We start from the raw sequence: 24986 nt of genomic DNA, 5'->3' as shown, positions 1-24986 counted from the left end.
AGCCTAGCCTTACCGGTCGCTGGGCCTGTCGGCGCGTCCTGGCAGCCCGGCGACCAGCTCCTCGAACACCTCGATCGCGTCGTCCAGTCGAGCGAGCGGTGCTGCTTGACCGAGCCACAGCGATTGGAGCTCGCCGAGGTTCTGCTCACCCGCTGCGGCGCGGAACCTACCGGTGAGCCAGTTCTGCATCGGGAACGACGCGATCGTGCCGCTCGCCTCGATCGCCCGCACCGCGCGGTTGCGAGCGCCTCGGGCCAGGCGACCGCTCATGGCCCTCGTCAGGACGGTCTCATCTGCCGCTGTGCTGCGGATCGCCGCCCTGTGCGCGTCGGTCGCCGCTGATTGCGCAGTGGCGAGGAACGCCGTGCCGACCTGTACCCCGGATGCGCCCAGTGCGAACGCCGCCGCGACGCCTCGACGCTCGGCGATGCCGCCTGCCGCGATCACCGGAACGGATACGGCATCCACCACCTGCGGCACGAGCGCGAACGTGCCGACCAGCGACTCGTCGGCCGGCCGCAGAAACGAGACCCGGTGGCCGGCCGCTTCAGAACCTGACGCGATGATCGCGTCGACTCCACCGGCATCCAGCGCAGCCGCCTCCGCGACCGTCGTCGCGGTTCCGACGACGCGGATGCCACGGCGATGCGCCTCCTCCACGACCTCAGGCGACGGAACTCCGAACACGACGCTGAGCACGGATGGCGATGCCTCCCAGATCGCGGCGAGTTGCTCATCGAGCGACGGCAGATATCGCTCGGGGCGTGAGGGCACGTCGACGCCCACCGCCTCGTAGAACGGCTCCAGCGCCTGCGCGAACACTGTGTGCTGCGGGCCGGGTTCGACCTCGTCCCCTGTGGGCAGCCAGATGTTGAGCGCGAACGGCGAGTCCGTCGCGTCACGCAGTGCAGCTGCTGTGGACCTGATCCGCTCGCCGTCATATCCGTAGAGTCCATGGCCCCCGAGCCCGCCTGCCTCGCTCACCGTGGCCGTCAGTGCGACCGATGACAATCCGCCGAACGGTCCCAGAAGGATCGGATGCCTGACGCCGAGGATCTCGCTCAGTTCGCTCATGCCTCCGAGGCTACGCCTCAACCACCCGCTGGTACCCTCGATGACATGGCGGACTGGATCGAGAAGCTCATGCAGCTCGTGCTGTCCGCGCTCGGGCTGGCCGGCACGCCCGACCTCGCGACGCTGGATCTCGCAGCACTGAGCCTTGCGGTCGCTGTGCTCGCCGTCGCCACCCTCATCGTGACCATCACGCTCGGTGCGGTGCGCACAGGGCAGGGGTCTGCTCCGCATCCCCTGCGTGCCATCGGCCGCTCCGTGCTCCTCTCGCAGAGTGATCCGGATGCCGCAGGTCATCCCCGTCCGAGGGCGCCGGGAGTCGTGCGCGCCGTGTGACCATCCGTTCGTGACGGGAGCGCGGCACATCTCTTGATGCATGCGCCTTAGGCGCAGCCGACCTTCCCGCACACTCTGAACGGACTTCTCTTGGACATCTATGCCATTGCGCCCATCGCGGCGATCCTCGACGCCGCGTACGGCGCGCTCACCGGCCTCGCCGACCTGCTCGCACCATTCACCGGCGCCTCGGCGGCAGCGGCCGCCATCATCCTCATCACTGTGATCATCCGCTCGCTGCTCATCCCCGTCGGCGTATCGCAGGCGAGAGCAGAACAGACCCGCGCGCGGCTCGCGCCGAAGCTGCGAGAGATCCAGCGCCGACACAAGAAGAATCCCGAGCGTCTGCAGCGCGAGACGATGCAGCTCTACAAGGACGAGAACACCTCGCCGTTCGCGGGGTGCCTTCCGGTGCTGCTGCAGGCGCCGGTGATCGGCATCCTCTACACGCTGTTCCTTCGCACCGAGATCTCCGGGCACCCGAACGACCTGCTGACGCATGACCTGTTCGGCGCCTCACTCGGCACGAGTCTCGTGAGCATGCTGACCGTCGGGCCGTTCTCGATGCCGACGCTCGTCGTGTACGGCGCTCTGATCGTGGTCATGATCGCGGTGGCCGAGGTCAGCCGCCGGGTGTTCCGGCCTGTTCCCGTCGACGACTCCCCGCTGTCATCGCCAGGGATGCTGCGCATGATGAGCGCCCTGCACTACCTGACCGCTGTGTTCGCCGTATTCGTGCCGTTGGCCGCAGGGCTCTACCTGACCGTCACCGTCGCGTGGACGCTCGTGCAGCGTGTGATCCTGCGCCGACGTTTCCCGCTGCCGGTCAGCGTGGGTTGAGGGCGACGCGCAGCGGCGCTCCCGGTGCGGCCGCTGCGGCCACCGCCGCATCCACGTCATCCAGCGGGTGCACTTCGCCGACCACATCGGCGAACGGGTAGGCGCGCCCTCGGCCGGCGAGGAACCCGACGGCGGCGGCGAGCTCGGCGCCGGTGTAATTGTGCACACCGGTCACCGTGAGCAGCCGCCGCACCACGCTCTCGGCGTCGAACGGCACCGGCTCTGCGGGGAACACGCTGCCCACCAGCACGACGGTGCCGCCGATGTCTGCCGCAGCGATCGCGTCTGCGACGGCATGACCGGATGCCTCGATCACGATGTCCGCCGGCCCGGTCGCGGCCGCCGCGGCGGTTGCGCCGAACCTCGCGGCGAACGCCCGTCGAGACTCGGACGGGTCGACGACCGTGACCTCTGCGCCTTCGTCTGCGGCGATCGCCGCTGCGGAGAGTCCGACGAGCCCCGCTCCGAACACGAGCACGCGTCTGCCCTCGAGGCTGCGCCCGGTCATGCCTCGGGCGACCGCTGCCCACGCAGTCGCCGTGGCACACGATGCCGGTGCCAGCACAGCTGCGGGGAGTGCCTCAGGTACCCGTACGATCGTCGTACCGGCGCGCAGATGCACATGGCTCGCGAAGCCGCCGGTCAGCTCCCACCGAGGCCCGATCCGTTCATGGCCGTACTTCGCCAGAGTGCGGCATTTCTGAGTGAGTCCGGCCGCGCAGCGATCACACGTGCCGCACGAGACGGTCACGGACCACACGACGCGGTCGCCGATGCGCAGCGGAGCACCGTCGGCAGCAGTCGTCCCGCCGTCTCCGATCGCGATGACACGGCCGACGCTCTCATGTCCGAGCACCAGCGGCGTCGGCGCCGACCGGTGTCCCTGCACGGTGTGCACGTCGGAACCGCACACCGTCGACAGTTCGATCGCGATCAGCACGTCACCGTGGCCGAGTCCCACCCCTGGCACCGCGACGGTCTCATGCGCCTGGCCCACTCCGAGCCAGACTTTCGCCGTCGCCGCGGGTCTCAGCGTCACGTCCTGCCGTTCATCGTGCGGAAGCAGGGTGCGCATGTCAGGAGGTCCGTGCGAGAGCGGTACCGAGAAGCGCTCTTTCGTGAAGCGCAGGCAGCAGCGCGGTGACGTCGTCGAGCACGGCGTCCGCACCGGCGCCTATCAGCGCGGCGCGGTCGTGCGCACCGCTGAGCACGCCGGCGACGAACCCTGCGCCCGCGCGTCGTCCGGACTGCACGTCGCTGCTGGTGTCGCCGACGACGGCCACGGCGGAGACCGCAGACGTTCCTGTGCGCAGCAGCGCAGTGAGAACGAGATCAGGGGCGGGGCGTCCGCGACCGGCGTCCACCGGCGACAGAGCGAGGTCGATGAGACCGCTCCAGCCGAGGCCGTCGATCAGCGCGTCGCGCGTGACAGGGGCGAAGCCCGTCGTCAGTACGACCTTGAGCCCGGCATCGCGCATGTGCGCGATCGCCTCTGCAGCGCCGGGGATCTCAGCGACGCCCTGCTCGGAGACGAGCTCCGAGTACGCGCCCTCGAAGGCGGCCGTGGCTGCCGTGGCTGCGGCGACATCGCCCCCCGACAGGTGGGTGAAGACATCGATCTTGGACATTCCCATGGTGTCGCGCACGTACTGGAGGGCATCGGCCCACGGCAACCGCTCAGCGACGCCGGTGCGCTCGGCAGCGCGCCCGAATGCCTGCTCGACGACGCCATCGTCGCGGATGGTCGTTCCTGCCATATCGAGGACGACGAGTTCGATGGCGGTCATGAGGTTCCTCCCTGTGCGGGCAACGGCGCCCGGTTCAATGCGGTCTCAAGAGTGCGCTCCGCGAGCCCCAGCCCCGTCGTCATCCCGATCCCCGTCGTCGCGGCGATCACGTGCAGTCCGGGTTCCGGCTCTTCGATGAGGAAGTCAGTTGACGCGGATGCGTAGACGCCCTGCCAGCGCTCCAGCACGCGGAAGCGGTCGACCTCGAACAGGCCCGTTGCCTCGGCCAGGAACGCATCGAACGCCGCCTCCGGCTGGAACGGCCCTGGCTGGGCGCTCTTGGAGTGAGAGTCTCCGATGATGAGCGTGCCGTCAGGCAACTGCGTGTACATCTGGTTCAGATCGAGCGCGGCGAGTTCGGGCCGCTCGGCGTGCAGTCGTTCGCGCAGTGCTGCGGTCTCGGTGAAGGACCCGAACCGCCCGTAGCGCAGCAGCGACCATCCGGTCAGCAACGGGGCGTCGAGCGCGCGCGGCAGATCTGCCGTCACGCGCATCATGTCCAGCGCGCAGCGGACGACGCCGACTCGCTCGGCGAGTTCAGGAAGCAACTGATCGATGTCGTGATTGACAGCCACGATCACCAGGCCGGAATCGATCGCGCCCCGCGTGGTCTGCACCCGTGATGCCGAGACTTCGGTGACAGCAGTTCGGAAGCGGAACTCGACGCCGAGCGAAGCAAGGTACGACACGATCGCGCTCGCTGCTTCGCGAGGATTCGTCTGCAGGTCAGTCTCGATGCGAGCGCCGCCTACGACGGCTTCTCGTCGCAACGGTGCATGTCGCAGCAACTCGTCCGCATCCAGCATCCGGATGTCGTCAGACAGCGACGCGCGCTCCAGCAGAGCGATCTCGTCATCGCCGCGCGCCGCGATCAGCGTGCCGGATTCGCGCAGCCAGAAGCCGGCGTCGCTCGCCAATCGCAGCCAGATGTCGCGCGATGCGTCGGCGAACTCGCGGGCGAGTCCCGTCTGGGCGCCGATGCACAAGTGCCCGAAGTTCCGGATCGTCGCGCCGACGGGGGCCGCCGTGCGATCGACGACGATTACCCGCAGTCCACGGCGCACGGCCGAATAGGCGGCTCCCAGGCCGACGACGCCGGAACCGACGACGACGACATCTGCGACGAGATTCGTCATGGCGGCCTTTCGATACTGAGGGGTGTTCAGCATCCACTGTGACACCCGAAAAAGTCGGGAGTGGGCCGCTCAGGTGATCGTTCGGCTCGCGTTCACCGCCCCTTCTTCCGGGTGAACAGCAGGCAAACTCGCTCGGGAAAGCCGCGCCGTCGCCGCGCAGGCACGCGGAAGCGAGGCTCGAATACGGCCGATGCGGAAGAGACGTCGATCGCTCGAAAAGCTCCAGCAGCGACCGCGAGCGCGACAAGCTCGAACACCATAGTCACGCTCGCGATCAAGCGCTGGGGACGCTCCATCAGACCCAGGCGCTGGGGACGCCTATTTGGGGTGATCTCAAAATATCGGGACCAGCCGATCCCCATAACGACCAAACGTCGAGAAGATACTGGACCTTCGTCCAGAGAATTGATCTCACGGGCCTCGAGGTCAGTTGATCGGCAAGGAGGCCGACACCCGCCACTGCCCGTCGACCGCGCCGGCCGTGAACTCACCGCTTGCCCCGAGAACGCGCTCGGCCATCCTGTTCACGCCGGTGCGACTGGAGGGAAGATCGCGTCGCGGCGTCGCCGGCAGCGGGCTGCGGATCTCCAACGTCAGCGCCTCGTCATCGACGTCCAGTCGGATGCTCACATCGCCTGGGCCGGCGTGCTTCAGGATGTTCGTCGCCGATTCGCGCATGATTCGCGCGAGGATGATCTCGCCGGCGCGGTGGATGCGTTCGTCGCGCGCGTCGCCCTCACTGACCACGGCATGGCCCGCAGCCTCGATCTCGCCCTGCGCCTCGTCGATTGCGGTGGCGAGGTCGCCCGAGTGCACAGCAGACGAGCGCGGCCCGTCGTCGGCGAGCTCGATCACGAATCGCAGATCCGTCATCGCCGTTCTGGCGGCGACACGAATCGCGTCCTGCGAATCACGACTGCGCTCCGGATCGTCCAGCATCTGCACGTGCAGCGCGACGACGGTGAGGTGATGCGCGATGCTGTCGTGCAGTTCGCCCGCGATCCAACGGCGTTCGGCGAGGACCGCTTCGCGCTCGTGCTCGGCTCGTTCCGCCAGTTCCTGCTCAAGCCGACGCCCCTTGTCCAAGGCGAGTCTGAGGGCGAAACCGATCGCGCCCGCCACCGTCGCGATGATCAGGTAGATGCCGACGTTGACCGGGGCATCCGGGTTGCTGTAGCCCACGATCGCGGTCGCGACCAGAAAGGCACCGGCGTACGACAGGATCAGTGACATCCGACCCAACCGGACGACGAGTCCGACGGCGACAGCTGCGGCGAAGATCGCCGCCGATTGCGTGCCCGCTACGAACGACAGGGCGAACACGATTCCGAGCGCCGCGGTGGCGACCCAGGGTGACCAGAGATACAGCGCGAACACGATCGTGGTCGCGATGCTGAGGAGAGACTGAGGCAGGCTCGGCCCATACGAGAAGATGATGCCGAAGAGGTCGACCGCGATGACACCGACGATGACCACCAGCACGGTGATGCGCTCGAGAGTGCTCAGCGCCCCGGATTGCGTCAGCCCCGGAGATCCCGTGCCGCTCCGGATCAACTGACGGAAGGCCATGTCTCCAGTATCCCCTATTCGCTAAATGCGTTAGCCTTTGATACCGAAGGCTCTCGCCATCATTTGCCAGAAAGTCATAGTATTCACCACCAATACCGGGTCTTATGTCGAATGTCTGAACTCATCTTCTCGATGAATCCGCGCCGCCACATCCGACTCACAGGCAGACTTTTTTAGCCAAAGGTCTAGGCCCTCCGCGACGGAGTTCTCGGCCGTTAGGCTTCTCCCATGCCGGAAATCCGTGTTCTCATCGTCGATGACGATCCACTGGTGCGCTCAGCGCTGTCGCACTTCGTGTCGCGTGATGCAGAGATCCAGGTCATCGGGGAAGCCGAATCCGGACTCGAAGCGATCGCTTTCGTGGAGCGGGATATCCCGGACGTCATCATGATGGACGTGCAGATGCCGGACATGAACGGGATCGAGGCGACCGCCGCGATCGCCGAACGCTGGCCGGACATCCGCATCCTGGCAGTCACCACGCTCGAAGGAAGCGACACGGTGCTGCCGATGCTGAGCGCAGGCGCCTCGGGCTACATGCTCAAGGACTCCAGTGCAGAGAGCATCCTCGCCGGCGTTCGCGAGGTGCACAAGGGCGCCAGCTCTCTCTCGCCGAGGATCGCATCCATGCTCATCAAGCACGTCCGCGCAGCGGAATCGAGCGGGATCGGCCAGACGGATCCGCTCGTGTCCCTCACAGAGCGCGAGACCGAAGTGCTGCACCGTCTCGCAGAGGGCATGTCGAACGCCGAGATCGCGCGCACGCTCATCGTCTCGGAGGGCACGGTGAAAGCACACCTGGGCAGCATCATGTCCAAATGGCACGTCCGCGATCGGGTGCAGATCATCGTCACGGCCGCACGTGCAGGGCTGGTGGACTTCCGCTGACCTGCTCTGCCACCGCGGTTACGATCGAAGAGCCGCATAAGCAGAAAGGCCCCCATGCCTGTCACCAACGACGCCCTCTCGCACGCTGAGGATCTCGCAGACTTCGTCGCCGCCTCTCCCTCGAGCTACCACGCCGCGGAGGAAGTCGCCCGTCGCCTGGAAGAGTCCGGATTCGTGCGACTCGAGGAGACGGACGCCTGGCCGACGCAGGCCGGTGGTCGCTTCGTCGTGGTGAGAGACGGCGCGGCGATCGGCTGGGTCGTGCCGGCGGATGCGGCAGCGACGACACCGGCGCAGATCTTCGGCGCGCACACCGACTCCCCCGGCTTCAAGCTCAAGCCGCGGCCGACCACCGGCTCCCGCGGCTGGCTGCAGGCGGGCGTGGAGGTCTACGGCGGACCGCTGCTGAACTCCTGGCTCGACCGCGAGCTGCGCCTCGCCGGGCGCCTCGCCCTCGCGGACGGCCGCGTCGTGCTCGCCGACACCGGTCCGCTGCTGCGGTTGCCCCAGCTCGCCGTGCATCTGGACCGCGGAGTCAACAACAACGGCCTGGCGCTCGACAAGCAGAGTGAGACGCAGCCGGTGTGGGGCCTCGGCGATCCGACCGAAGAGGACCTGCTGGGCGAGCTCGCCGCATCGGCGGGCGTGGACGCCGCCGACATCCGTGGATTCGACGCCGTCGTCGCCGACTCAGCGCGCGGTGCGGTCTTCGGGAAGGACAAGGCGTTCTTCGCGAGCGGCCGCCTGGATGACCTCGCCTCCGTGCACGCGGGCGTCGTCGCTCTCGCCGGCGCGTCGACAGGCACGGCGAGCGGAGAGCTCACCGGCATCGCCGTGCTCGCCGCGTTCGATCACGAAGAGCTGGGCTCCGAATCGCGATCGGGCGCTGCCGGCCCCTTCTTGGAAGACATCCTGGCGCGGGTCTACGCCGGACTCGGCGCGGACGGCACCGAGCAGCGCCGCGCGTTCGCGGCATCCTGGCATCTGTCCAGCGATGTCGGCCACTCGGTGCACCCGAACTACGCCCAAAAGCACGACCCCGTTGTGCAGCCGCTGCTCGGGTCGGGCCCGATCCTCAAGATCAACGCCAACCAGCGGTACGCGACGGATGCCATCGGGGCTGCCGCGTGGGCCCGCTGGTGCGAGAGCGCCGGTATCGCATCGCAGGAGTTCGTCTCCAACAACGCGGTGCCGTGCGGCTCGACGATCGGACCGATCACGGCCACCCGGCTCGGCATCCGTACGGTCGACGTCGGGATCCCCATCCTGTCGATGCACTCCGCTCGCGAGCTCGCCGGCGTGAGTGACCTCCACGCGCTCGCGCGCGTTGCCGAATCGTTCTTCGCCGCCTGACCCCGTAGGCACCGACGCGGTGCCAATATGGGGGCATGTCAGAGAAGATCGCAGCGGGGCCCGGACTGATCGAGCGCGCCGGTATCGAGGTCATTCCCGAATCCGAGCGCACAGCGAAGCCACGTGACCTGTTCTGGCCGTGGTTCGCGGCGAACGTCTCGGTGTTCGGCATGTCATACGGGTCGTTCGTGCTCGGCTTCGGCATCTCGTTCTGGCAGGCGACGATCGTGTCGGTCATCGGCATCGTGGTGTCGTTCCTGCTCTGCGGCCTGATCGCGATCGCCGGTAAGCGCGGCTCGGCACCGACGATGGTGCTCTCGCGCGCCGCCTTCGGCGTGCAGGGCCAGAAGGTGCCGGGCATCATCTCGTGGCTGACCTCGATCGGTTGGGAGACGTTCCTCGCGATCATGGCCGTGCTCGCCACCGCGACCGTCATCACGCAGCTCGGCGGAGACGGCGAGAGCATCGCCCTGCGGATCATCGCGACCGTGATCGTCGCTGCACTCATCGTCGCGGCATCCGTCCTCGGCTATCACACGATCATGAAGATGCAGTCCGTGCTGACCTGGATCACCGGCGCCGTCACCGTCCTCTATGTGATCCTCGCGTTCTCGAGCATCGATTTCGGCGCCGTGCTCGCCCGCCCGGACGGCAGTCTCGGCCAGCTCATCGGCGCACTGGTCATGGTGATGACCGGGTTCGGCCTCGGCTGGATCAACATCGCCGCCGATTGGTCGCGCTATCAGAAGCGCACCGCGTCCGACGGTGCGATCGTCTTCTGGAACACCGTCGGCGGATCGGTCGCCCCCGTCATCCTCGTGATCTTCGGCCTGCTGCTCGGCGCCTCGAACGAAGAGCTGCTGAATGCCATCGCCGCCGACCCGGTCGGCGCCCTCGCGACCATCCTGCCGATCTGGGTGCTGGTGCCGTTCCTTCTCACCGCCGTGCTCGCACTCGTCTCGGGCGCGGTCCTCGGCATCTACTCATCCGGCCTCACGCTGCTCAGCCTCGGCATCCGCATCCCGCGGCCGTCGGCGGCCGCGATCGACGGCGTCATCCTCACGATCGGCACGATCTACGTCGTCTTCTTCGCGACCGACTTCCTCGGGCCCTTCCAGAGCTTCCTCATCACGCTGGGCGTACCTCTGGCGTCGTGGGCCGGCATCCTCATCGCGGACATCCTGCGTCGCAAGAAGGATTACGACGACGAGGCGCTCTTCGACTCGAAAGGCCGCTACGGCGCCTGGGACTGGACATCGATCATCACCATGGTCGTCACCAGCGTGATCGGCTGGGGTCTCGTCGTCAACAACTTCGCCGCCGATGCGCCGTGGAACAATTGGCAGGGCTATCTGCTGTTCCTGATCGGGGGCCGCGACGGCGACTGGGCGTACGCGAACCTCGGCGTGTTCTTCGCTTTGGTGCTGTCGTTCCTGGTCACCTACTTCGCTCGGGCGGGGAAGATCCGTCGCCAGGAGCAGGCGTGAGCCCTTCGGCTGGCTCGAGGGCCGATTCCTGGCTCGTCGTCGTCGACCCGCAGAACATCTTCGCCTCACCTGATTCCGACTGGGGCTCGCCGTTCTTCGCAGAGGTGATGCCGCGCATCCGCGAACTGGCTGATGCCTTCGGCGACCGGGTGCTCGTGACCAGATGGATGCCGACAGCCGACCGTTCCACGTCGTGGGGCGAGTACTTCGCGGCGTGGCCTTTCGCGGATCAGCCGCCGACCGATCCGCTGTTCGACGTCGTGCCGGAGGCCGCATCACTCAGCCCGCTCGAGACCCTCGACCTGCCGACCTTCGGCAAGTGGGGACCGCAGATCGAGCAGATCGTCGGGCACGGCGCATCCGTCGTGCTCGCTGGCGTCTCCACCGACTGCTGCGTCATCTCGACAGCGCTGGCAGCGGCCGATGCCGGGGCCCACGTGACCGTCGTGTCAGACGCCTGCGCAGGTTCGACGGCCGAGAACCACGCCGCCGCGATCCAGGTGATGGGCCTGTACCCGCCGCAGATCACGATGAGTTCGACGGCCGAGGTGCTCGCGGGGCGCTGAGGCCCGGCCGGGCGACGCGTCCGGCCTTTTCATCGCGCGGCGCGAACGGCGGCGGCGATGTCAGCGGGCGAACCGTGCCACGGCGCCCCATGACCGGGCAGCACCCAGGATGCCGATACCTCGGCCAGGCGGTCGAGTGAGGCGTCTGCACCCGCAGGATCGTCCGTGAAAGGGGCGGGCTGCGCGCCGTCGTGTCCGGTCAGCACGTGCCTGGTCGTGAGGGCGTCACCCACGAACACGGCATCGACGAGAGGAACGTGCACGGCGACACTGCCCGGCGAGTGCCCCGGCATCCCGATGATCAGCGGCGCACCCGGCAGATCGAGCACGTCGCCGTCGGCGATCACCTGCACCTCTTCGACGTAGACGGGGCGCAATGCCCTCTTGCGGATGCCGTACGCGAAGAACCCCAGCATCGGCCCCAGCCTCGACGGTCCCATCGGCGTCTTCGGCTTCGCCCCGGTGCGTGTGCGCTCGGCATCGGCTGAGTGCACGAACACGGGAACGCCGTGCTCGGTGCGCAGCCGTTCAGCGAAACCGATGTGGTCGCTGTCGCCATGCGTGAGGATGAGGCCCTTGATGTCTGACAGCGGTCGGCCGATGGTCGCCATCTCCTCCTGCAGATCCTTCCAATGACCGGGCATCCCCGCGTCGATCAGCGTGACCCCCTCCGGTGCGTCTACGAGATACGAGGCAACGATGTCGTTTCCCAGCCGGTGCAGGCGCGGTGCGAGCTTCATGGTGTCCTACCGATCGATGTGTGATGATCTTGCGATGGCTACACTACATAGCTATCATGGCTAATGTCAATAGCCAAACTGACACACGATCGGAGAATCCGCTATGCCGACACCTGAGCGAACCTCGACCGCGGCGATCATCGCTGCAGGGCGCGGCATCCTCGAGTCCGACGGGCTGTCGGGCCTGACGATGCAGGCCGTCGCGGCCCGCGTCGGCGTACGGGCACCCTCGCTGTACAAGCGGGTGCGCGACAGGGATGCGCTGATCGTCGGAGTCGTCGAGGCCATCATCGACGACCTGTCGGCGGAGCTCGAGGGCGTGGAAAGCGAGCCGGCGACCGGCGGTGGCGACAGCGCCGAGAGCGTGCTCGCCGCTCTGGCGGCGACGTACCGTGGATTCGCCCTGGCGCATCCGGAAGGATTCCGCCTGATGTTCACGGCATCCGCTCCGCTCGCCTCCCTCGACCGAGCCGCCGGACCCGTGCGCCGAGCGAGCGCCGCCGTCGTCGGCGACGAGGACGCCCTCGACGCCGCGCGACTCGTCACAGCATGGATGACCGGCTTCCTGCAGATGGAACTCGGCGGCGCTTTCCGCCTCGGCGGTGACATCGATCAGGCATTCGACTACGGTCTGCGGCATCTGCTCAAGGGCTTGGCCCGCTGAGCCGACCGACGCATGTCGCGGCGACGCGGCGACGCGGCTCGAACGAGCACGGCGGCACCTGGTACTGCCACACTGATGCGTGGAGGGGATTCCATGACCACGCTCACGCACGAGAACGACGCCCATGACAGCGATGACCGCCCCAAGAAGGTGCACGGACGCTGGTACAGGACTCGGGTGGCGATCGTCATCGTCATCACCGTCGCACTGGTGGTGGCGATCGTCGGGTCGATCACACCGTGGCCGTCCGCGATGGTGATCAGGGCGGTCTTCACACAGGGCGGCGACGCGACAGCCGCCGAGATGGACAAGCACGTCCCTGACACGAAGCTCACCGAGACGCTCGACGTCGCGTACGCCGATGAAGGCGTCGACACGACGATGGACGTCTTCACCCCGGCATCCGCCACAGGCCCCATGCCGACGATCGTGTGGATCCACGGAGGAGCCTGGATCTCCGGCTCGAAGGAGAACGTCGACCCGTACATGCGCATCCTCGCCGCCGAGGGATACACGACGATCGCAGTGAACTACACGCTGGGACCTGAGGGCTTCTACCCGAAGGCCGTGCATCAGATCAATGACGCCCTCGGTTACATCGACGAACACGCCGAAGAGCTCAACGTCGACCCCGCGCAGATCGTGCTTGCAGGAGACTCCGCCGGCGGACAGCTGGCCAGCCAGATGGCGACGCTCATCACGAGCCCGGATTACGCCGAGATCATGGACATCACCCCGAAGTTGTCCGCCGACCAGGTGGTCGCGACCGTTCTGAACTGCGGTGTCTACGACCTCGCCGCGCTGGCGCAGCTCGACGGCATCGTCGGGTGGGGCTTCAAGTCGTCCATGTGGGCGTATGCCGGCACGAAGACCTGGGCAGAGGACTCCTCCGGTGCGACGATGTCGACTGTGAACTGGGTGACGAAGGACTTCCCCACCACCTACATCTCCGGTGGGAACGGCGACGGTCTCACCTGGCTGCAGTCGATCCCCATGGCCGACCGTCTGAACGAACTCGGCGTCGACGTGACGACGCAGTTCTGGCCGGCGCCGCACGAGCCGCAACTTCCGCACGAGTACCAGTTCCACCTCGACATGCCGGACGCACAGACCGCCCTGCAGAAGACGATCGACTTCCTGGGTGCGAACACGGACTGAACCCGACAGATCCGCGCTCGGCCCTGACGGTCGACGGCACGTTCGGGATAGCCTCGAGCATCATGGGCACTGAACAATCGAACACCGACAACGAGCGCGCGCTCGAAGACGGAATCGTCACCGACCTCACAGGACGGATGACCTACGGCTCGTACCTCGGATTGGACGAGCTGCTCAACGCGCAGCATCCGGTCAGCGACCCTGAGCACCACGACGAGCTGCTGTTCATCATCCAGCACCAGACCACCGAGCTCTGGCTGAAGCAGCTGCTGCACGAGCTCGGCTCCGCCCGCACTCTGCTCGCGAGCGACGACCTGCGAGAAGCGCTGAAACGGGTCGCGCGCGTCAAGCGCATCCAGGACGTCATGACGCAGCAGTGGTCTGTACTGGCGACCCTCACCCCCACCGAGTACGCACAGTTCCGCGGCGCGCTGGGCAACTCGTCCGGGTTCCAGTCGGTGCAGTATCGGGCGGTGGAGTTCGCCCTCGGCAACAAGAACGAGCGGATGCTGCAGGTCTTCCGCGATCACCCCGCGAACCTCGCACTGCTGAAGGCAGAGTTCGAGCGGCCGACGCTGTACGACGAGTTCCTGCGCTTCGCGGCCCGACGCGGGCTGCCCATCCCGACCGAGATCCTTGAGCGCGACGTGCGCGAGCCGTATCGTCCGCATCCCTCGCTCGTGCCTGCGATCCGCGAGATCTACGAGAACCCGCAGACTCACTGGGATCTCTATGAGGCCTGCGAGGATCTCGTCGATCTCGAGGACAACTTCCAGTTCTGGCGATTCCGGCATCTGAAGACCGTCACGCGCACGATCGGGATGAAGCCGGGCACCGGAGGCTCCAGCGGCGTCGGCTTCCTGCAGCGGGCCCTGGAGCTGACCTTCTTCCCCGAGCTGTACACGGTGCGCACGGAGATCGGCGGCTGATGCCGTCTGCGGTCACCTGGTTCGACGTTCGCGGACGCGCCTGGCGCGAGGGCACAGCCGCCGTGGTCGATACCCGCGTGCGGCTCACCGCAGATCAGCCGAGTAGCGGGATGCCACGGTTGAACGGCGTCGTCGCCGGGGCATTCACCGATTCGCACGTGCATCTGCAGCTGGTCGACGTCGCTGAGCTGGCGGGTTCGACGTTGGGTCGGGTGTTCGACCTGGGCGGGAACCCGGAGGTGCTCGCCGGGCTCCGGCACAACTCCGGAGTGTTGACGCGAACACGCCGTGTCGGCGCCGACTACGGGCCGATTCTCGAAGATTCTCCGGAGTCATGCGGCGGGATCGGCGTCGAGGTAGGGTTCGCCGGGGCGTTCCTCACCCCGCCGGGCGGATATCCGTCCGACCGTTCGTGGGCGCCGGCAGGTGCGGTGCGCGAGGTCGTAGACGCGGATGCCGCCGAGCGCGTCGTCGTCGAGATGAAGGATGCAGGGGCGACGCGCATCAAAGTCGCCAGCAATGCCGCGGCGGGGGCCGTGTTCTCGGACGAGATGTTCGCCGCGATCGTCGCGATCGCCGCGAACCACAGCATGCCGGTCATCGCCCATGCGGAGGGACCGGGCGAGGCTCAACGCTCCACGCGTTTGGGGGCACAGATGCTCGCGCATGCGCCCTTCTCGGAACGCCTCACCGACGCCGAACTGCTCGCCATGAGCGGAAGCGTCTCCTGGGTGTCGACGCTCGCCATCCACGACGGCGAGGCGTATGACATCGCCGTCGACAACGTACGTCGTTTCCACGCCATGGGCGGCGACGTCGTCTATGGCACGGATATGGGAAACGGACCCACTCCCGTCGATGTGAACCCGCGCGAGATCGCCGCGCTCAGGGAAGCAGGGATCGACGGCGACGAGCTGCTGCGATCACTCGCACCTGTGGATCCCACCTCGTCGACGTCCCGCCTGCTCTTCTTCCCCGGGTGCGCGACGGACACCGCCGACCCTCTACTCGCTCGACTGCTCACTCCCGCCGATCTGGAGCCCTGACATGACTGATCTCCTCGCCGAAGCCCGCGACCTCGATGCTCGCGATCCTCTGTCCGCGCACCTGAATGCATTCGTCGAGGCGCCAGGCGTCAGCGCATACCTCGACGGCAACTCTCTCGGTCGACCTCTGAGATCACTTCCCGAGCGTCTCGCGGAGTTCGTGCGCGATGACTGGGGCACACGCCTCATCCGCTCCTGGGACGAGCAGTGGATGGATCTTCCGACGGCTCTCGGCGACCGGATCGGCCGGGTCGCTGTGGGCGCAGCCGCAGGCCAGACGGTCGTCGCCGACTCGACCACGGTGCTGCTCTACAAGCTCATGCGAGCGGCAGTGGCAGCCGTTCCGAGCCGTTCGGAGATCCTCATCGAGGAGGGCAACTTCCCCACCGACCGGTTCGTGGCCGAGGGCATCGCCGCCGAACGCGGGCTCACCGTGCGCTGGCTCACCCCTGACCCGGTCCACGGCGTACAGGCTGCGGATGTGAGCGCGGCGGTCACGGAGCAGACCGCGCTGGTCGTGCTCAGTCATGTCGACTACCGCTCCGGTGCGCTGGCAGACATGAGGGCGATCACGGATGCCGTGCACGAGGCGGGCGCGCTCATGCTGTGGGATCTGTGCCACTCCGCCGGCGTCATCCCCGTCGAACTCGACGCGTGCGGCGTCGACCTCGCGGTCGGCTGCACGTACAAGTACCTGAACGGCGGACCCGGCTCCCCCGCGTTCGCATATGTGAGTGCGCGTCATCACGGCCTTCTGCGCCAGCCCATCCAGGGGTGGATGGGGGCGGGCGATGTGTTCGCCATGGGATCCGCCTACGCCCCGGCCGAGGGCATCCGGCAGTTCATCAGCGGCACGCCGCCGGTGCTGGGGATGCTGGCCATGCAGGGCATGCTCGATCTGATCGAGACAGCGACGATCGACGGTGTGCGCGCGAAGTCGAAGACCCTCACCGACTTCGCCGTGCGGGCGTTCGACGACGTGCTCGCGCCGCTCGACGTGCGACTGCTGAGTCCGAGGGATGCTGCGAGACGCGGCGGGCACGTCACGATCGGCCATCCGGACTTCGCCGACGTGACGAAGACACTGTGGACGGACGGCGTGATTCCGGACTTCCGCTTTCCCGACGGCATCCGCCTCGGTCTGTCGCCGCTGAGCACTTCGCATGCGGAGGTGCTCCACGGCGTGCTGGCGGTGCGCGACGCGCTGAGTCGATGAGACGCCTCAGCGTCGCGTCACGCTGCCGCTAAGGCCGCGAGCGCGGCATCCACCGCCTGCTCAGGCGTGACAGCGACATCAAGCACTGCGCCCTGCTCATCTGCCCCCAGCGGTTCCAAGGTCGCCAACTGCGAGTCCAGCAGTGCGGCAGGCATGAAGTGGCCCATCCGTGCGTCCAGCCGCTGACCCAGCAGTTCCCTGCTCCCCGCTAGATGCATGAAGCTCACGTCTCCCGCTTCGTTTCTGATGAGATCACGGTACGAGCGGCGCAACGCCGAGCAGGCGACGACGATGCTCCGGCCCAGTGCGCGCTCGGTGCGGATCGCCTCGCCGACGAGGCGGAGCCACGGCTCCCGGTCCTCGTCCGTCAGGGGAACTCCGGCATGCATCTTGGCCTTGTTCTGGGCCGGGTGCAGGTCGTCGGCGTCGACGAAGCGCGCGCCGATGCGCCCGGCCAGCAAAGCTCCGACCGTGGTCTTGCCCGAGCCCGAGACGCCCATGACGACGACTGCGGCCGGCGCGTTCTGCGCGCTCACCAGTCGTGGACCGTACCGTCAGCAAGGCGGTTGTACGGCAGATACGCCTGCTCATACGGATACTTGCCTGCTTCGTCGATGTTCAGCTCGACGCCGATACCGGGGTTGTCGCCGGGATGAAGCAGCCCACCCTGCCACGTGAACGACTGCTCGAACACCTGATCCGTCTTGTGGCCGTGCTGCATGTACTCCTGGATCCCGAAATTGTGGATCGCGAGTCCCAGGTGCATCTGCGCAGCCATGCCGACGGGCGAGATGTCGGTCGGGCCATGGAACCCGGACTTGATCTGATACAGCGCGGCGTAGTCGAGGGTCTTCTTCAGCGGGGAGATGCCGCCCATGTGCGTCACGGCACCGCGCACGTAGTCGATCAGCTGATCGCGGATGATGTCCTTGAAGTCCCACACCGTGTTGAAGATCTCGCCGATCGCGAGCGGCGTCGTGGTGTGCTGGCGCACCAGCCGGAGCGCCTCCTGGTTCTCCGCCGGTGTGCAGTCCTCGAGCCAGAAGAGGTCGTAGGGCTCGAGGGATTTGCCGAGCTTCGCCGCCTGGATGGGGGTCATACGGTGGTGGCCGTCGTGCAGCAGCGGGATCTCCGGCCCGAACTCGTTGCGCACGGCTTCGAACACGCCAGGCAGGTGCCGAAGATACGCTCTGGTGTCCCAGTCCTCCTGCACGGGCTTGGCACCCCGACGGGCGGGTTCGTGGTCGTAGCGGGACTCGCCTCCGCCGGCATCCGCGGACTGCGAGGCGATGCCGTAGATCGCTTTCAGCCCCGGCACACCGGTCTGGATCCGAATCGCCTGATACCCCTGCTCCAGGTGCGAACGCACGCTGTCGAATAGCTCGGGCAATTCCTTACCCGAAGCGTGCCCGTATGCCAGCAGTCCCGACCGCGATGCCCCGCCCAACAACTGATACAGCGGCATACCGGCCGCCTTCGCCTTGATATCCCACAACGCCATGTCCACGGCAGCGATCGCCGCCATCGTCACAGGACCGCGACGCCAGTACGCGCCCCGATACAAGAACTGCCATGTGTCCTCGATCTTCGACGCATCGCTGCCGATCAGCAACGGCACCACGTGCTCGGACAGGTACGCGACGACCGCGAGCTCGCGCCCGTTCAACGTCGCATCCCCCAGGCCGGTCAGCCCATCCTCAGTGGTCAGCTTCAGCGTGACGAAGTTGCGGTCAGGGCTGGTGACGATGACTTCTGCCTTATCGATCTTCATGACGATCCTTCTGATGTGAATGAGTTCCGGATGTCCGGACTATTTCTCGAAACTGGTCCAGCGTGCGCGCAGTGCGTGCGCGGCGGACTTGGGTCGGCGATCGCGCGTGAAGACGCACCGGCGCTTCGTGCTCGGTGACGAGCTGTGAAGCGATCAGCAGCCTTCGTCGTTGAACGCCGAAGGCTGCTCAACTCTGAGATCTACGCGTCGCCACCCGGTTGCAAGAATGCCAGAGACTCCGCTGCTCTGCTTCATCGCAATCGATTGCCATCCGGGACGGGACGCTATGCGGTCGCCAACCAGGCATCCGCGTCCCGGACGGCCGCGTTCTAACCGGCGACCTCGCCGAGGAAGGCGCGCACGTGCTCCTGCATCCGCAGGATGCGCAGGTCGCGCGCCGTCTCGCGGTCGTACCCCTCGTAGGCGAGCGGCGGGAGGCGCCGCACGTTGTGCGAGCAGCCGAACTCCGCACAGACCAGCGTGCCGATCGTGTCGCCCTTGCGCCCGGCGGCACCGGCCTTGCGGGCCGAGTACAGCTGCACGTCGTTGCGCAGGGTGACGTCCTCGCACCACGAGCACTGCGCTCGCGAGAGCACGCGCTGCTCGGCGCGCTGCAGCAGCACGCCCGTGGGGGCGTCGTCGACCTCGCCGATGACGTACGCACGTCGCGGGAACTTCGGGTCGGACCAGCCGAGGTAGTCGATCCGATCGAAGTCGATGTCGGCGAGGCCCGGAGGCAGCGACAGGGATGAGACCTCCTTGCGGGAGGCGTTGATGAAAGAGGCACGGATGGCGCGCTCATCGATGGGACGCATGAGAAGGACTGCTTTCTGATGTGAGGTGAGAAGATCACGGCATCCGTCAGAGGGATGCCGGGTATGACGAGTCACCGGCGACGGGGGTTCCGCCTCCGGCTCGCACTCAGCCTCTGCCGCCGGCGCGGGGCGCGCCTGCAACCGCCTTCCGCGCCCTCAGGGCGCTCATCGAGAACAGCACCCGGCGAGTTTACACCCGCTGCTGCCCCACGAGCGGCGCGATCTCGTGGCGGCGCGGGGTGCCGAACCGGTGCGACGAGATGGACACCGCCTGCTCGCGCAGGTACGGGAGCAGCTCGATCCGACCGGCGGAGAGCACCGGCCCTGCGTACACGGCGACGGCGGGTGAACCGCCTGTCGCGGCGGCCGTGGCAGCAGCATCCCCGCCGACGAGGCGGATGCGACCGCCACCTGTCTCAGCGAGACGCGTCGCACGCGCTGCCCACCCGGATGCGTCCTCCACTGCGACGACGACGCCGGCAGACTCGACCCAACGCGTGACCTCGCTGGGAAGCGCGGATGCCGTGCTCACGTTGACGCGCCCTCCTGCGCGAAGACCCGCCGCGATCACACGGACCGCCTCGGCGGCGCTCGCCTGCTCCAGCCGGATCGTGACGGGGACGACGTCATAGCGCAGCGCGTTCTGCTCGGTCGTCAGGGCGGTGACATCGCGCACGGCGCCGAACTCATCACGCCAGGCGGCGGCATCTGTCGAGAGAGCGCCCTGCAGCCAGGCGGCGTCCTCGTGGTCTCCGAGCGCCTCGAGTGCGCCGCGGGAGACGGCATCCTTCGGCGCCTTCGCCGTGACCGGCGCGTCCACCCAGTCGGACAGGCCGATGAGGTAGCTCGGGCCGCCTGCCTTGGTGCCGGCACCGACAGCGGCCTTCTTCCAGCCTCCGAACGGCTGCCGCTGCACGATCGCTCCGGTGGTGCCGCGGTTGACGTAGAGGTTGCCGGCCTGCACTGATGCCAGCCAGGCGGCGATCTCGTCCTCGTCGAGCGAGTGCAGCCCGCTGGTGAGGCCGTAGTCGATCGCGTTGACCATCGCGGTCGCGTCCTCGAGCGAGTCCGCCGTCATGATGCCGAGCACAGGACCGAAGTACTCGGTGAGGTGGAACGGGCTGCCTGCGGCGACGCCCTCGCGGATGCCCGGCCGCCACAGCGCACCCTCGTCATCGAGCTTCGAAGGCTCGACGACCCAGCTCTCTCCCGGCTCGAGCGTGGTGAGTGCGCGCAGCAGCTTGCCCTCGGCGGGACCGATCAGGGGTCCGATGCGCGTGGTGCCCTCCCATGGCTGGCCGACCCGATACGAGCCGACCGCGTCGATGAGCTGACGTCGGAACCGTTCGCTGCGCGCGACGGATCCGACGAGGATCACGAGCGAAGCAGCGGAGCACTTCTGACCCGCGTGACCGAACGCGGAGTACGCGACGTCCCTCGCAGCGAGGTCGAGATCGGCGCTCGGGGTGACGATGATGGCGTTCTTGCCGCTCGTCTCTGCGAGCAGCGGGAGGTCGGGACGGAAGCTGCGGAACAGCTCGGCCGTCTCATACCCGCCGGTGAGGATGACGCGCTCCACCGCTGGAGCGCTGATGAGCTGCGTGCCGAGTTCGCGTCCGTCGAGCTGCACGTACTGCAGTACGTCGCGCGGGACACCGGCCTCCCACAGCGCCTCGATCATGACGGCTCCGGAGCGACGGGCCTGACGCGCGGGCTTGATGATCACCGGTGAGCCGGCGGCGAGCGCCGACAACGTGGATCCGGCAGGGATGGCGACCGGGAAGTTCCACGGCGGCGTCACGACCGTGAGTCCGACCGGCTTATGGGTCGCACCGTCGATGGCCTCGATTCGCTTCGCGCTCTCGGCGTAGTAGTGCGCGAAATCGATCGCTTCAGAGACCTCGGGGTCGCCCTGCTCGAGCACCTTGCCGCACTCGGAGCCCATGACCTCGAGCAGTTCGGCGCGGCGCGCCTGGAGGATGTCGCCGGCACGGTGCAGGATCTCCGCCCGCCCGGCGGCGCCCAGCGCCCGCCAGCTCTCCCCGGCCGCGGTGGCCGTGGCGATGACCTCGTCGAGGGCTGCGGCATCCGACAGTGTGTTCGCCCGCACCGTCTCGTCACCGAGCGTCGACGACTGCATGCGTGAGCGGATGCTGTCGCCCCACGCACGGTTGGCCGCAAGGCTCGGGTCGGTGTCCGGAGTGTTCGTGAAGGAATCGCGTGCAGCAGCGGGCTGCTCGGCCGTGCGATCCTGCGAGCGGTTCGAAGCAGGCACGCCAGTGGGCATCGACTGGATGGATGCCAGGAACCGGTCGCGCTCGCGCGCGAACAGCGCCGGCTCGTCGTCCAGTTCGAACACGGCCGACATGAAGTTGTCGGTCGACGCGCCCTCTTCCAGCCGGCGGATCAGGTACGCGATGGCGACGTCGAACTCCGCCGGGTGCACGACGGGCGTGTACAGCAGAAGTGAGCCGACGGTGCGACGCACGACGCTCGCCTGAGCTGTGGCCATACCGAGCAGCATCTCGAACTCGATGCCGTCTGTGACCTCTCGCCGATTCGCGAGCAACCACGCGAGCGCGATGTCGAACAGGTTGTGACCGGCGATGCCGATGCGCACGTTCTTCGTGTGCTCCGGGCGCAGCGCGTAGTCGAGCACGGCCTTGTACGAGGCGTCAGAGGCCTGCTTGCTCTCCCAGGTCGCGAGCGGCCAGTCATGAGTCTCGGCATCCACGCGCTCCATCGGCAGGTTGGCGCCCTTGACGACGCGAACCTTGATCGGGGCTCCACCAGCGGCCACCCGCGCGGCAGCCCACTCCTGCAACCGGATCATGGCGCCGAGCGCATCGGGCAGGTATGCCTGCAGCACGATGCCGGCCTCGAGACCACGGAACTCGTCGCGATCCAGAATCGAGGTGAAGACCGCGATCGTCAGGTCGAGATCCTTGAACTCCTCCATATCGAGGTTGATGAACTTGCCCCCACGCGTCTTCGCGATCTGGAACAACGGCACCAGTGCGTCCGCGGCGTGGTGCACTGCCTCATCGAACGCCCACGGGCTGTGCGGAGCGACCGTCGAAGACACCTTGATCGAGACGTAGTCCACATCGTCGCGCTTGAGGAGTCGACGGGTCCCCGCCAGACGCCGTGCGGCTTCCTCCTCGCCGAGGATCGCCTCGCCGAGGAGGTTGATGTTCAGATGCACGCCGTCGTCGGAGCGGATGCGACGGATGGCCTTGCCGAGCTTGGCATCGGTCGCATCGACGATCAGGTGCCGCACCATGCCGCGCAGCACCCGCCGACTGATCGGCACGACGATTCCGGGGAACGCGGGGGCGAGCGCGCCGCCGAGGCGGATGAGGCCGCGCAGCGCGCCAGGAAGGAACTTCGGGGTGAGCGGCACAAGGTCACGGAGGTTGTGCGCGGCGACGCTCAGATCTTCGGGTCGCACGACACCGTCGACGAAGCCAACAGTGAAGTCGAGTCCGTTCGGATCGCTGAGCACACCCGCGAGGCGCGCGGCCGACGTGTCCGTCGGCACATCACGACTCTCGACGAGCCAGCGCTGCACGAGCGCGATGGCTTCATCTGCGAGTTCCGCGATCTCTGACTGCCCGGTCGGGGCCTGCCCGGTCGGGGCGGATGCGACGTCGGTCATCGGGTCTCCTCACTCCAGCGTGCGTCCACTGCTTCAGTGATCGAGCCGCACGTTCTCGTCTCAGTGTGAAGCTGCAACACCATTCGTGAAAAGCGAGCGTTTACGATGGATAATGTTCGATTATCTCGATGAATATGAGGCGCTCCATGTTCGAACTGCGACGGCTGCGTCTGCTGCACGAGTTGGCGCTGCGCGGCACGATCTCCGACGTCGCCTCGGCTCTCGCCTACAGCCCGTCCACCGTGTCTCAGCAACTGGCCCAGCTCGAACGCGAGGCCGGGGTGCCGCTGCTCGAACCCGACGGTAGACGTGTGCGACTCACCGCACAAGGGCGTCTGCTCGCGGCGCATGCCGCGCGTGCGCTCGAGCTCGACGAGGCCGCACGCGCCGAACTCTCCACGAGCTCGCAGTCTGAGGAACGCGTGCGGATCGCCGTGATGCCGACCGCCGCCGAGGCGCTTGTTCCCCCCGCACTCACGCTGCTCGCCGATCGGATGCCGCAGCTGCGCGTCGAGATGGTGCAGATGGCGCCGGAGGAAGCACTGTTCGAGTTGCAGGCGCGTTCGTTCGACCTCGTGGTGGCCGAGCAGTACGCCGGGCACACGCGCGAGTTGAGAGACGGCATCGATCGCACGCTGCTCGGCAGCGATCCGGTGCGCCTCGCCGTTCCTCCGTCGTCTTCGGCGACCACGCTGGACGATCTGCGCGACAGCGCGTGGGTGATGGAGCCAGAGGGCACGGCGGTGCGGCAATGGGGTGTCCAGCAATGTCGTGGTGCCGGGTTCGAGCCCGATGTGCGATTCGAGGCGACGGACCTCATCGCCCACGCTCGACTGGTGGCTGCAGGCCACGCCGTCGCCGTGCTGCCCGACCTGGTGTGGACGGGCGACCGCGCCTCGGTGCGGTTGTTGGAACTGCCCGGCTCCCCCGTGCGCGAGATCTTCGCTGCGACGCGGTCGTCCTCGCGCGACGGCGCGGCGGTTGCCGCCGTGCGGGATGCGATGGCTGATGCGCTCTACGCGCATCAGCCCCGATAGCAATAATGTTTCGCCAGGTGTCGGCGTCGTTTCCTCCCGGCGATCGCCCGATCTACTCTTGCGGGATCAGTCCAGAGATCGAGGAGCTCATCGTGTCCACACCGCTGCACCGCCTTTCACCCCTCGAGGTGACGGAGCGTACGGCGTGCATGTGCGACCACGGCGACATCTGCTCCTCATTCGCTCCGGGCCATGCACTCCACCTGATCCAGGCACGCCTCGCGTCGGCGACGCCGAGCGACTGGGTCGACGGCATCGTCGACCACGCGGATGCGGTCACGGGCGAACTGCGTGTACGCACACTCGAAGGCGACCAGCACTCGCTCTGGAACGCATCGGGTGCCGCACGCGAGGCACCGACAGGCACGCCAGTGGCCTTGCATTCGCGTTACCACGTGCTGGCGGTCGGACGAGTGCAGTTCAACGTCGCCGTCGTCTGATCAGCACGACACGCCTGAGGTCAGGCGGTCGCCATCATCATGTTCTTGACGTCCACGCAGGCGTCCATGCACGCCTTGCAGGACTGCGCGCACATCTTGCAGACCTCGCTGTGCGCGGCGTGCTCCATGCACTCCTCCATGCACATCTGACACATAGCGATGCAGGCGTCGAGCATCGCCATCATCACCGCCGGCGTCATCCCCTGCATCCGCATCATCGACCGCATCATGGTGTTGCACATATCGGCGCAGTTCATGCACGCCGGGGCGCAGTCCATCATCTGCGTGGAACAGACGGTGCACGCCTGCTCACAGGCGGAACACGCATCCATGCACGCCTGCATGACCGCCATGTCCATCGTCGCCATCCCTGGCATCGCCTTCATGTCCGCCGACATGGCGCCCATCATCATCGAATCCATCGCGCACCGCTTTCGTCAGGGCTTTCGCCGTCGAGAGCGGGCAGGAGACCCGCCTGC

24 protein-coding genes are annotated in these 24986 nt (G+C 67.2%); 13 read left to right on the top strand and 11 right to left on the bottom strand.

Annotated elements, in window-relative coordinates; genetic code table 11:
* Positions 1 to 9 precede the first annotated feature (9 nt).
* Positions 10 to 1074 carry an NAD(P)H-dependent flavin oxidoreductase gene (locus ACP7AR_RS16645; RefSeq protein WP_426188264.1) on the bottom strand — a complete coding sequence of 355 codons (1065 nt, stop codon included), beginning with the start codon at positions 1072 to 1074 and terminating at the stop codon, positions 10 to 12.
* A gap of 45 nt (positions 1075 to 1119) precedes the next feature.
* Between ACP7AR_RS16645 and ACP7AR_RS16640 the strand changes: the two genes are divergently transcribed.
* On the top strand, positions 1120 to 1407 hold the full coding sequence (locus ACP7AR_RS16640) for a DUF6412 domain-containing protein (protein ID WP_426188262.1): 288 nt from the start codon (positions 1120 to 1122) through the stop codon (positions 1405 to 1407).
* Between the two features lie 90 nt (positions 1408 to 1497).
* Positions 1498 to 2247 (top strand): YidC/Oxa1 family membrane protein insertase, encoded by a 750-nt coding sequence (locus ACP7AR_RS16635; RefSeq protein ID WP_426188260.1) that lies wholly within the window; start codon positions 1498 to 1500, stop codon positions 2245 to 2247.
* Here the strand turns inward: ACP7AR_RS16635 and ACP7AR_RS16630 are convergent.
* The 4 genes from ACP7AR_RS16630 to ACP7AR_RS16615 all read right to left on the bottom strand — a co-directional run bounded on the left by ACP7AR_RS16630 (position 2234) and on the right by ACP7AR_RS16615 (position 6739).
* Positions 2234 to 3322: an alcohol dehydrogenase catalytic domain-containing protein gene (locus tag ACP7AR_RS16630; RefSeq protein WP_426188259.1), complete on the bottom strand. Its 1089-nt coding sequence runs from the start codon at positions 3320 to 3322 to the stop codon at positions 2234 to 2236. The two genes, ACP7AR_RS16635 and ACP7AR_RS16630, sit on opposite strands and share 14 nt — an antisense overlap.
* Before the next feature lies 1 nt (position 3323).
* Positions 3324 to 4034, bottom strand: coding sequence for an HAD family hydrolase (locus ACP7AR_RS16625; protein ID WP_426188257.1), 711 nt, complete (start codon positions 4032 to 4034; stop codon positions 3324 to 3326).
* Positions 4031 to 5170 (bottom strand): TIGR03364 family FAD-dependent oxidoreductase, encoded by a 1140-nt coding sequence (locus tag ACP7AR_RS16620; protein ID WP_426188255.1) that lies wholly within the window; start codon positions 5168 to 5170, stop codon positions 4031 to 4033. The genes ACP7AR_RS16625 and ACP7AR_RS16620 overlap by 4 nt, the downstream gene beginning before the upstream one ends.
* Before the next feature lie 426 nt (positions 5171 to 5596).
* Positions 5597 to 6739: a sensor histidine kinase gene (locus ACP7AR_RS16615; protein ID WP_426188253.1), complete on the bottom strand. Its 1143-nt coding sequence runs from the start codon at positions 6737 to 6739 to the stop codon at positions 5597 to 5599.
* A gap of 228 nt (positions 6740 to 6967) precedes the next feature.
* On the opposite strand from ACP7AR_RS16615, the gene ACP7AR_RS16610 reads away from it, so the two are divergent.
* From ACP7AR_RS16610 to ACP7AR_RS16595, 4 genes are read left to right on the top strand one after another with little or no spacing between them, the layout of a single operon-like run.
* A complete protein-coding gene (locus tag ACP7AR_RS16610) occupies positions 6968 to 7627 on the top strand; it encodes a response regulator (protein WP_426188251.1) in 660 nt (219 codons plus the stop codon).
* Between the two features lie 54 nt (positions 7628 to 7681).
* Positions 7682 to 8980 (top strand): M18 family aminopeptidase, encoded by a 1299-nt coding sequence (locus ACP7AR_RS16605; protein ID WP_426188249.1) that lies wholly within the window; start codon positions 7682 to 7684, stop codon positions 8978 to 8980.
* 35 nt (positions 8981 to 9015) lie between these two features.
* A complete protein-coding gene (locus ACP7AR_RS16600; protein ID WP_426188247.1) occupies positions 9016 to 10467 on the top strand; it encodes a purine-cytosine permease family protein in 1452 nt (483 codons plus the stop codon).
* On the top strand, positions 10464 to 11033 hold the full coding sequence (locus tag ACP7AR_RS16595; protein WP_426188245.1) for a cysteine hydrolase family protein: 570 nt from the start codon (positions 10464 to 10466) through the stop codon (positions 11031 to 11033). Before ACP7AR_RS16600 ends, ACP7AR_RS16595 begins: the two co-directional genes overlap by 4 nt.
* Before the next feature lie 29 nt (positions 11034 to 11062).
* Here the strand turns inward: ACP7AR_RS16595 and ACP7AR_RS16590 are convergent, their stop codons facing one another.
* Positions 11063 to 11773, bottom strand: coding sequence for an MBL fold metallo-hydrolase (locus ACP7AR_RS16590; protein ID WP_426188243.1), 711 nt, complete (start codon positions 11771 to 11773; stop codon positions 11063 to 11065).
* A 103-nt stretch (positions 11774 to 11876) separates the two neighbouring features.
* On the opposite strand from ACP7AR_RS16590, the gene ACP7AR_RS16585 reads away from it, so the two are divergent.
* From ACP7AR_RS16585 to ACP7AR_RS16565, 5 genes are all read left to right on the top strand, one after another.
* Positions 11877 to 12437 carry a TetR/AcrR family transcriptional regulator gene (locus ACP7AR_RS16585; RefSeq protein WP_426188241.1) on the top strand — a complete coding sequence of 187 codons (561 nt, stop codon included), beginning with the start codon at positions 11877 to 11879 and terminating at the stop codon, positions 12435 to 12437.
* Positions 12438 to 12530: 93 nt separating this feature from the next.
* A complete protein-coding gene (locus ACP7AR_RS16580; RefSeq protein WP_426188239.1) occupies positions 12531 to 13595 on the top strand; it encodes an alpha/beta hydrolase in 1065 nt (354 codons plus the stop codon).
* Positions 13596 to 13657: 62 nt separating this feature from the next.
* Positions 13658 to 14524 (top strand): tryptophan 2,3-dioxygenase, encoded by an 867-nt coding sequence (locus ACP7AR_RS16575; protein WP_426188237.1) that lies wholly within the window; start codon positions 13658 to 13660, stop codon positions 14522 to 14524.
* A complete protein-coding gene (locus ACP7AR_RS16570; protein ID WP_426188235.1) occupies positions 14524 to 15570 on the top strand; it encodes an amidohydrolase family protein in 1047 nt (348 codons plus the stop codon). Before ACP7AR_RS16575 ends, ACP7AR_RS16570 begins: the two co-directional genes overlap by 1 nt.
* A 1-nt stretch (position 15571) precedes the next feature.
* Positions 15572 to 16786 (top strand): kynureninase, encoded by a 1215-nt coding sequence (locus ACP7AR_RS16565; RefSeq protein ID WP_426188233.1) that lies wholly within the window; start codon positions 15572 to 15574, stop codon positions 16784 to 16786.
* Positions 16787 to 16803: 17 nt separating this feature from the next.
* On the opposite strand, the gene ACP7AR_RS16560 is transcribed toward ACP7AR_RS16565, so the two are convergent.
* The 4 genes from ACP7AR_RS16560 to ACP7AR_RS16545 all read right to left on the bottom strand — a co-directional run bounded on the left by ACP7AR_RS16560 (position 16804) and on the right by ACP7AR_RS16545 (position 23030).
* Positions 16804 to 17322: a gluconokinase gene (locus tag ACP7AR_RS16560; protein ID WP_426188231.1), complete on the bottom strand. Its 519-nt coding sequence runs from the start codon at positions 17320 to 17322 to the stop codon at positions 16804 to 16806.
* A complete protein-coding gene (gene manD / locus ACP7AR_RS16555) occupies positions 17319 to 18557 on the bottom strand; it encodes a D-mannonate dehydratase ManD (RefSeq protein WP_426188229.1) in 1239 nt (412 codons plus the stop codon). The genes ACP7AR_RS16560 and manD overlap by 4 nt, the downstream gene beginning before the upstream one ends.
* Before the next feature lie 329 nt (positions 18558 to 18886).
* Positions 18887 to 19372 carry an FBP domain-containing protein gene (locus tag ACP7AR_RS16550; protein ID WP_426188226.1) on the bottom strand — a complete coding sequence of 162 codons (486 nt, stop codon included), beginning with the start codon at positions 19370 to 19372 and terminating at the stop codon, positions 18887 to 18889.
* A 190-nt stretch (positions 19373 to 19562) separates the two neighbouring features.
* A complete protein-coding gene (locus ACP7AR_RS16545) occupies positions 19563 to 23030 on the bottom strand; it encodes a bifunctional proline dehydrogenase/L-glutamate gamma-semialdehyde dehydrogenase (RefSeq protein WP_426188224.1) in 3468 nt (1155 codons plus the stop codon).
* A 146-nt stretch (positions 23031 to 23176) separates the two neighbouring features.
* Between ACP7AR_RS16545 and ACP7AR_RS16540 the strand changes: the two genes are divergently transcribed.
* Entirely contained in the window at positions 23177 to 24067 is an 891-nt protein-coding gene (locus ACP7AR_RS16540; RefSeq protein WP_426188221.1) for a LysR family transcriptional regulator, read from the top strand.
* A 92-nt stretch (positions 24068 to 24159) separates the two neighbouring features.
* Complete coding sequence (locus tag ACP7AR_RS16535; RefSeq protein WP_426188219.1) at positions 24160 to 24507, top strand: hypothetical protein; 348 nt, start codon at positions 24160 to 24162, stop codon at positions 24505 to 24507.
* 20 nt (positions 24508 to 24527) lie between these two features.
* On the opposite strand, the gene ACP7AR_RS16530 is transcribed toward ACP7AR_RS16535, so the two are convergent.
* Positions 24528 to 24929, bottom strand: coding sequence for a hypothetical protein (locus ACP7AR_RS16530; RefSeq protein ID WP_426188216.1), 402 nt, complete (start codon positions 24927 to 24929; stop codon positions 24528 to 24530).
* Positions 24930 to 24986 lie beyond the last annotated feature (57 nt).

The sequence above is a fragment of the Microbacterium sp. TWP3-1-2b2 genome, assembly GCF_049896145.1.
Classification (GTDB): Bacteria; Actinomycetota; Actinomycetes; order Actinomycetales; family Microbacteriaceae; genus Microbacterium.
Note: the sequence above shows the minus strand (reverse complement) of the source record. Positions and strands in the feature narration are given on the sequence as shown.

What these genes read in the sequence shown, in the direction of transcription:
- ACP7AR_RS16645 (WP_426188264.1), bottom strand. Translation starts at nt 1,074, where the DNA reads ATGAGCGAACTGAGCGAGATCCTCGGCGTCAGGCATCCGATCCTTCTG.
- ACP7AR_RS16640 (WP_426188262.1), top strand. Translation starts at nt 1,120, where the DNA reads ATGGCGGACTGGATCGAGAAGCTCATGCAGCTCGTGCTGTCCGCGCTC.
- ACP7AR_RS16630 (WP_426188259.1), bottom strand. Translation starts at nt 3,322, where the DNA reads ATGCGCACCCTGCTTCCGCACGATGAACGGCAGGACGTGACGCTGAGA.
- ACP7AR_RS16625 (WP_426188257.1), bottom strand. Translation starts at nt 4,034, where the DNA reads ATGACCGCCATCGAACTCGTCGTCCTCGATATGGCAGGAACGACCATC.
- ACP7AR_RS16620 (WP_426188255.1), bottom strand. Translation starts at nt 5,170, where the DNA reads ATGACGAATCTCGTCGCAGATGTCGTCGTCGTCGGTTCCGGCGTCGTC.
- ACP7AR_RS16615 (WP_426188253.1), bottom strand. Translation starts at nt 6,739, where the DNA reads ATGGCCTTCCGTCAGTTGATCCGGAGCGGCACGGGATCTCCGGGGCTG.
- ACP7AR_RS16610 (WP_426188251.1), top strand. Translation starts at nt 6,968, where the DNA reads ATGCCGGAAATCCGTGTTCTCATCGTCGATGACGATCCACTGGTGCGC.
- ACP7AR_RS16605 (WP_426188249.1), top strand. Translation starts at nt 7,682, where the DNA reads ATGCCTGTCACCAACGACGCCCTCTCGCACGCTGAGGATCTCGCAGAC.
- ACP7AR_RS16600 (WP_426188247.1), top strand. Translation starts at nt 9,016, where the DNA reads ATGTCAGAGAAGATCGCAGCGGGGCCCGGACTGATCGAGCGCGCCGGT.
- ACP7AR_RS16590 (WP_426188243.1), bottom strand. Translation starts at nt 11,773, where the DNA reads ATGAAGCTCGCACCGCGCCTGCACCGGCTGGGAAACGACATCGTTGCC.
- ACP7AR_RS16585 (WP_426188241.1), top strand. Translation starts at nt 11,877, where the DNA reads ATGCCGACACCTGAGCGAACCTCGACCGCGGCGATCATCGCTGCAGGG.
- ACP7AR_RS16580 (WP_426188239.1), top strand. Translation starts at nt 12,531, where the DNA reads ATGACCACGCTCACGCACGAGAACGACGCCCATGACAGCGATGACCGC.
- ACP7AR_RS16575 (WP_426188237.1), top strand. Translation starts at nt 13,658, where the DNA reads ATGGGCACTGAACAATCGAACACCGACAACGAGCGCGCGCTCGAAGAC.
- ACP7AR_RS16570 (WP_426188235.1), top strand. Translation starts at nt 14,524, where the DNA reads ATGCCGTCTGCGGTCACCTGGTTCGACGTTCGCGGACGCGCCTGGCGC.
- ACP7AR_RS16565 (WP_426188233.1), top strand. Translation starts at nt 15,572, where the DNA reads ATGACTGATCTCCTCGCCGAAGCCCGCGACCTCGATGCTCGCGATCCT.
- manD (WP_426188229.1), bottom strand. Translation starts at nt 18,557, where the DNA reads ATGAAGATCGATAAGGCAGAAGTCATCGTCACCAGCCCTGACCGCAAC.
- ACP7AR_RS16550 (WP_426188226.1), bottom strand. Translation starts at nt 19,372, where the DNA reads ATGCGTCCCATCGATGAGCGCGCCATCCGTGCCTCTTTCATCAACGCC.
- ACP7AR_RS16545 (WP_426188224.1), bottom strand. Translation starts at nt 23,030, where the DNA reads ATGACCGACGTCGCATCCGCCCCGACCGGGCAGGCCCCGACCGGGCAG.
- ACP7AR_RS16540 (WP_426188221.1), top strand. Translation starts at nt 23,177, where the DNA reads ATGTTCGAACTGCGACGGCTGCGTCTGCTGCACGAGTTGGCGCTGCGC.
- ACP7AR_RS16530 (WP_426188216.1), bottom strand. Translation starts at nt 24,929, where the DNA reads ATGGATTCGATGATGATGGGCGCCATGTCGGCGGACATGAAGGCGATG.